Below are 6,150 nucleotides of genomic sequence, written 5' to 3'. Positions count from 1 at the left end.
GAGCGGGGAGATATCTGGCCGTCCGCGGGGAATCCGCTGGCCATCAGTGGGGCCCTATATGGCCGCCTATGGGGAGCTTTTCATGGCCGCCGTCATCGGAGCCGGGTCGCGCGATTCGCTCGGTGGCCGATGATCTCGGGGTCAACCACGAGGCCCTGCCGCCGCCGAGAACCAGGCCGATACCGCCGGAGCGCGACTCCTCCCGATTGAGTACCACCACCAGGACGTCGCCGACGACCACCAGGAGGTCGCCGACGTCTCCCCGACTGGTGGTCGGCAACGGCGACCCCTGGGCCCTGGCGGCGCTGCTCGTCCGGTACCTCCCCGAGCGCGGAGGCGCCGGTGCCGGCGGCCGGGCGCGTATCGGCTCCGGCGACCGGCGGCACCGCCCTCGAGGACCGGCCCGCGCCCGTTGCTCCCCGGGGCGAAACTCCCCCGCCGACCGGCCCTGCCCTCGACCGGCCGCAGGCCGTTGCGGCGCAGGTTCCTCCCCCGGGGGGTGCCTCTATGTCTTTCGTCAAGGCTGCGCGGGTCATGCTGGCGCGGTTTCGGGGGTGCGGGTCTCGTGGAGGGTGCCGTCTCGGAGCATGGCGAACAGGACGCTGATGCGTTGGCGGGCGAGGCGGAGGAGGGCTTGGGTGTGGGTCTTGCCGCGGTCTCGCTGGCGGTCGTAGTAGGCGCGGGAGTCGGGGTCGTGGAGGGCGGCGAACGCGGAGAGGAACATGGCTCGTTTCAGGAGCCGGTTGCCGGTCCTGGGGGCGTGTTCGCCGTGGATGGAGGATCCGGAGGACTTGGTCGCCGGGGCGAGGCCGGCGTAGGAGGCCAGGTGGGCGGCGGTGGGGAAGCTGGTGCCGTCGCCGACGGTGACCAGCAGGGTGGCGGCGGTCCTGACTCCGACTCCGGGCATCGAGGTCAGGACCTTGGAAAGAGGGTGGGTCTCCAGCAGTTCGCTGATCTGGGCTTCGACGGCTCGGCGCTGTTCGTGGACGGCGGCGAGCGAGCGGGCCAGGGAGGGCACCACCGTGTCCAGGGTGGTGGTGCCCGGGACGACGACGGTCTGCTCGTCGAGCGCGTCGAAGATCTCGTCCACCAGGCGTTCGGCCATGCGCGGGGCCTTCGGGCGTATCAGGCTGACGAGTTTTCGTCGGCCGGCTTTGCGCAGGGCGGCCGGGGAGCCGTGCTGTTCGAGCAGGTGGGTGACGGCGGGGTGGTCCAGGCGCGGGCCGAGGACGCGTTCGAGGGAGGGGTGGAACTGGGTGAGCAGGCCGCGCAGGCGGTTGCTGGTGCGGGTGGCCTCGGCGGCGAGGTCCTGGTCGAAGCCGGTCCGGACGGTGAGCTGGGCCGCGGTCTCGTCGGCGAGTTCGAGGGCGCGCAGGGTGTGGGGCATGGTGCGGGCGGCGTCCGCGATCACGTGGGCGTCGCGGGCGTCGGTCTTGGTTTCGCCGGGGTAGAGGTCGGCGATGCGGCGCATGGCCAGGCCGGGCAGGTAGGCGACCTCGCAGCCGGAGTCGCGGGCCACGGCGAGTGGCAGGGCTCCGATCGAGGCGGGCTGGTCGACGATGACCAGGACGCGGCCGAACTTGGCGGTGAGTTTGTCGAAGACGGCCCGCAGTTTCGGTTCGCTGTTGGGCAGCCGCTTGTCGAACACGGTCTTGCCGGCGGTGGTCAGGCCGTGGCCGTGGTGGTCGCCCTTGCTGACGTCCAGGCCGAGGAAGACCGCGATGTCACTCGTGTCGAACACCGAACCCCGAGGGTCGTTCACCGTCCCGGCCTCGCCCTTCGGCACCGTTCGCGCGCATCCACGTTACGCAGACCCGGCACCCGTCAGCGGCCGCGCGTTGCGCTCGGCCGGGTGCCGGTCAGGCCTCTCATCAGCGGTCATACGGTGCTCCGGGCCCGGTGACACCACCCCCCAGGTCATGTGATCTCATGCGATCGACAGGGGGCAACAGTCATGCCGGACCGGGAGGCCAGGAGCCCCGTTTCAGGGCCACAAAGAAGGCAACGGGGAAACGGCGCCCTCTGCGCCGCCCGCCGTCACGGCGCCCGTTGCGCCCCGGGGCGAAACCCCGCCCGGCGGTGAGCGGCTGCGCGACCTGGTCGACCAGCGCCTCGCCCAGCAGCAGACCGCCCCCCGGCCCGCACTCGCTGCGCCCACCCCGGCCTCGCCGGAGCCGCCCACTGAGCTCCCGGTCCCGGCCGACCCGATGCACCGCCGCCTGCCCCCGAGTGACGTGCGCGTCGCCCTCGATGCGGGGCGGTTCGGTGACTGGTGGGCGCTGGCTGGCTGGACGGTCAACCCGGATGTCTTCCTCGTCCTCGGCGAGGGGCATCAGGTCGGCTGGGTCGAGCGCGGCCTGGCCGGCATCGGCGAGAAGGGGTGGCGGTGTACGAGGGCTACTTCATCGGTGACGTCCACACCCAGGAAGCGATGCTCCACGTCACCCCCGAACAAGCAGCCTTCACGGTCCACACCGCCTACCTGCAGAACCTGTGATCGGCGGGACCTGGCTTCGGCGGCGGCCTGGAGCTCCGCGCGGGCGTCCGGGCGCTCGTTGTCCTCTGGCTGTGACAGCCGTCGTCGACCAACCCGCCGCTCTGGTCGCTCCGGTCGCTCCAGCCAGGTTCGTGCCGGTGTCCGAGCTGGCGCTGGGCCCCGGGCCACTGGCCGCGGCCTGGGCGACAGCTGGCAGCGACGGCGCGAAGGGTGGGCCGGCGCCGTCGCCGACTGCGCCACCGAGGTGGGAAGTCCGGCATCGTCGCCGGCACCGATGCCCTGATCGACCTCGCCACCAACCCTCACCAACCCGGCACCGATCCGCCGCTGGGCAGCCGGGAAGACCTTGGAATCACCCTGGTCGACCTCAGTTACGCCGCCGTTTTATGAGGGAGCGGGACTTGGCCATGGCATGGGTAAGGTCGTGCGTGAACTGACCGGCGGAATCAAGGGCCTGCCGCGTCGCTCGTGAGTGACACGTGCGCACCGCCGGCATCGGTAGCAGTCCCCGCCAAGGCGGCCCCAAGGCCTCGCTGCGCCGTCAGGGCGCCTGCACGTACGACCTGCGGCCGTGGCCGACCGTCTACCCGCCGACTGGCCACGAGGCCTGCCGCCCGTCGCCCCGGTCCTGGAGGCCGGCCGCAAGAGCGCCCGCCCCGAAGCCAAGCGGCTCCCCTCGGATTAGGAGAAGGCGAAGGCCGACCACCTGCGGCTGCTGCACCGCCTCCAAGGGGCGCCACCCCGGAGCGGGGGTGGGATGGGCCCACCATCGCGGCCTGGCCGCCGCACAACGCACCGTCGCCGACAGGAGGCTGCGACCGGCGTCCATCCCAGGTTGGACGGGGCGGCTCAACCGTGCGGTGGACGACTGGCTGATGCTGCGCGCCTAGCCTCGAACCGCTCGGGCGCACCGGGCGCCTCGACGAGTGGAAGGTACCGATCCATGAAGCGCGCGAAGAGTATTCGGGTACGCGTCTTGGCCGTCCTCGCCCTGATGGTCCTGGGCTCGGGGGCTGGTGTCCTCTCGGCGTTCCCGGCGGCAGCGGCCGTCGACAGCGGGGCGAAGTCGTGGGGCGGCAAGTGCCACTACTGGCACGATCGGAACACCGGCGGCGGATGGTGCGACGGCAATGGGCCGACCAAGCGGTACTACGCCTTCGGTGTGTGCAACGACGGCTTCTCCAGCTACGGTGTCGAGCGCTGGGCCGGCGACCGGCGGGGCTCCTACGTGTACTGCGCCGGGCATGGCGGGCTGAGCGGCACCTGGGGCCTCGGGAAGAACTGGTAATCCGCACCGCTGGATCGGGGAACCGATTTTCCGCGGTGCCGCGGCCAGGGCCGAGCTGCTGAAGGCGCAAAGGGGATGGCTGCCGTGCGGTGGCGGGCGGCGGTGGGCCGCGGAGGACGGGCAGCGGGCGGTGCCAGTGGACGCCCGCTGCCACAAGGGTGCCGGTCACGGGCCGGGTTCCGTGGTCACATGGCGCGCGCCACTCGCCCACGGGGTGTGGTGCGTGTGCTGCCGCGGTACGACCAGGCCGCTCTCGTAGGCGATGACGACGGCTTGGGCGCGGCTGATCAGGCCGAGTTTGGACATCACCCGATTGAGGTGGGTCTTGACGGTGGCGATGCTCACCACCAGGTGCTGGGCGATCTGTTCGTTGGTGAGGCCCTGTCCGACGAGGTGAAGGACGTCGGTTTCCCGGGCGGTGAGTTCGGTGAGGGATGCCGGGTGCTGCCGTGGTTCGGTCGGCTGGGGAGCGAAGGTCTCGATGAGCCGGCGGGTGACGGTCGGGGCGAAGAGCATCTCACCGTCGGCGATCAGGGTGACGGTGGCCAGGAGGCGTTCAGGCGGAGTGTCTTTCAGGAGGAAGCCACTGGCGCCGGCCCTGAGCGCGGCGTAGACGTATTCGTCGAGGTCGAAGACGGTCAGCATGACGATCTTCGGCTTGGGATCGACGGCCTGGGCCAGAATGTACTCCAGGGCGGTGATTCCGCTGATGCCCGGCAGGCGGATGTCCATGAGGATCACGTCCGGGCGAAGTGCCCCTGCCAGGTCGACGGCTTCCTCGCCCGTGGCGGCCTGACCGACGACCTCGAAGCCGGGCGCGGCCGTGGCCAGGGCTGCGAGCCCGGCCCGAATGAGTATCTGGTCGTCCACGACGAGCAGCCGTGTCATCGCGACCTCCCCCTTGTGAGATACCAGGCAGTCTCAGCTGTCCCCGGCTGTGTCGAGCGGGGCCAGCGGCAGGGTGAAGACGACCTCGAACCCTCCCGTGGCCCGGGGACCGGCCCGCAGCGACCCGCCGTAGAGTCTGGCCCGCTCACGCATCCCGAGCAAGCCGATGCCGCTGGAGGGCAAGGCGGCTGGTGCCTTTCCGCCTTCGTCGGTCACCTGCCCCGCCAGATGGTTCGTACCGAACTCCAGACTCACGGTGACCCGGGCCTCGGGACCGGCGTGCTTGATGGTGTTGGTCAGCGCTTCCTGAATGATCCGGTACGCGCACAGGTCCACACCCTGGGGCAAAGCGCGCCGGGGCCCCGACAGAGACAGGGACACCTCGCAACCGGCCGAGCGGGCGCGTTCCACCAGTTCATCCAGGCGCGTCAGGCCGGGTGATGGCCGGTAGAGGTGGTCGGCGTCGCCGGGACCGGTGCCTTCGCGCAGCACGTGGAGCAGCCCGCGCATCTCCTCCAGGGCCTGCCGACTGCTCTCCCCGATCGACACCACCGCCTGGCGGGCGGCCGCGGGGTCGGAAGTGAACACGAAGTCGGCCAGGCCCGCCTGGACCGCGAGCGCCGACAGATGATGGGCGACGACGTCATGGAGTTCCCGGGCGAGGCGCAGCCTTTCCTCGGTGATCGCGTGCCGGGCGCGCAGCTCCTGTTCTCGTTCCAGTTGTGCGGTCAGCTCGGCCAGTTGGGCATTGTGTTGAGCCAGTCGTCGGCTGCCGGTGGCGAAGGCCCAGACGACGCCGACCGCGATCGCCGCCTGCGCCACCGACAGCTCGGGCGACAGGTGCGCCGCCAGGCCGCTGCCTGTCCACGCCGCGGCCGTCACCGCGGCCGCCCAGGCCGCACGGCCCGCGGGTTCCCGCGCGATCACCGTGTAGCAGGCGAGCAGAGGCGCCCACAGGTTCACCGACGGCTGGAATCCCGCCGCGGTATAGAGCGCGAACGCCCCGTGTGAGACGGCGAACACCAGCCATGGAGCCCGACGGCGCACTGCCAGGGGAAGGTTCACCGCAAGGCTGAGCGCGACGGCGAGAAGGCCGAAGGGCGGCCATCCCTCGCTCTGGTAGCGGGCTGCGAAACTCTGCCGAGCGTAGACGACGGTGACAACCGCCAGAACGCACGCCAGGGCCGTGTCCGTCACCAGCGGATCGACACGACGCCGCCATCTGCCTGTCTGCACTCCCGCAGGGTAGGGCGCCCCACATCTGAGGGTCGTCCACCCTCGGGTGGATGCCGTGAAGCCGGCAGCCAGCGTCGGGATAGGGGTCCCGCGTGTGCGCCCGCCGCTGCCAGCGCCCGCGGGCCCTGGCTCACTCCAAGCCGTCACTGTCGGCGACGGCTGAAAACGGGCCGGTTCCAACGGTTCAGTTGAGGGCCAGTCGTGGTCTCGCTGTCAGTCGTTGTCGTCGGTGGGGACGCGT

At 71.1% G+C, this 6,150-nt stretch carries 4 protein-coding genes; 1 reads left to right on the top strand and 3 read right to left on the bottom strand.

Translation table 11 applies throughout. From position 1 onward, the window contains the following. Positions 1 to 532: 532 nt before the first annotated feature. Positions 533 to 1,741: an IS110 family transposase gene (locus ACFV1W_RS39795; RefSeq protein ID WP_380422375.1), complete on the bottom strand. Its 1,209-nt coding sequence runs from the start codon at positions 1,739 to 1,741 to the stop codon at positions 533 to 535. A gap of 1,699 nt (positions 1,742 to 3,440) precedes the next feature. On the opposite strand from ACFV1W_RS39795, the gene ACFV1W_RS39790 reads away from it, so the two are divergent. Then, positions 3,441 to 3,785 carry a hypothetical protein gene (locus ACFV1W_RS39790; protein ID WP_380422374.1) on the top strand — a complete coding sequence of 115 codons (345 nt, stop codon included), beginning with the start codon at positions 3,441 to 3,443 and terminating at the stop codon, positions 3,783 to 3,785. A gap of 165 nt (positions 3,786 to 3,950) precedes the next feature. Here ACFV1W_RS39790 and ACFV1W_RS39785 read toward each other — a convergent pair whose 3' ends face one another. Both ACFV1W_RS39785 and ACFV1W_RS39780 read right to left on the bottom strand, forming a co-directional pair. After that, positions 3,951 to 4,673, bottom strand: coding sequence for a response regulator (locus tag ACFV1W_RS39785; RefSeq protein ID WP_380422373.1), 723 nt, complete (start codon positions 4,671 to 4,673; stop codon positions 3,951 to 3,953). A gap of 33 nt (positions 4,674 to 4,706) precedes the next feature. Next, positions 4,707 to 5,909, bottom strand: a complete 1,203-nt coding sequence (locus tag ACFV1W_RS39780; RefSeq protein WP_380422371.1) for a sensor histidine kinase — start codon at positions 5,907 to 5,909, stop codon at positions 4,707 to 4,709. Positions 5,910 to 6,150 lie beyond the last annotated feature (241 nt).

The organism is Kitasatospora sp. NPDC059648 (genome assembly GCF_042734825.1).
Classification (GTDB): domain Bacteria; phylum Actinomycetota; class Actinomycetes; order Streptomycetales; family Streptomycetaceae; genus Kitasatospora.
The sequence above is the reverse complement of the archived record's forward strand: the minus strand, read 5'-3'. Positions and strand labels throughout refer to the sequence as shown.

Coding starts and splice junctions, on each gene's coding strand:
- ACFV1W_RS39790 (WP_380422374.1), top strand. CDS start 3,441: ATGAAGCGCGCGAAGAGTATTCGGGTACGCGTCTTGGCCGTCCTCGCC.
- ACFV1W_RS39785 (WP_380422373.1), bottom strand. CDS start 4,673: ATGACACGGCTGCTCGTCGTGGACGACCAGATACTCATTCGGGCCGGG.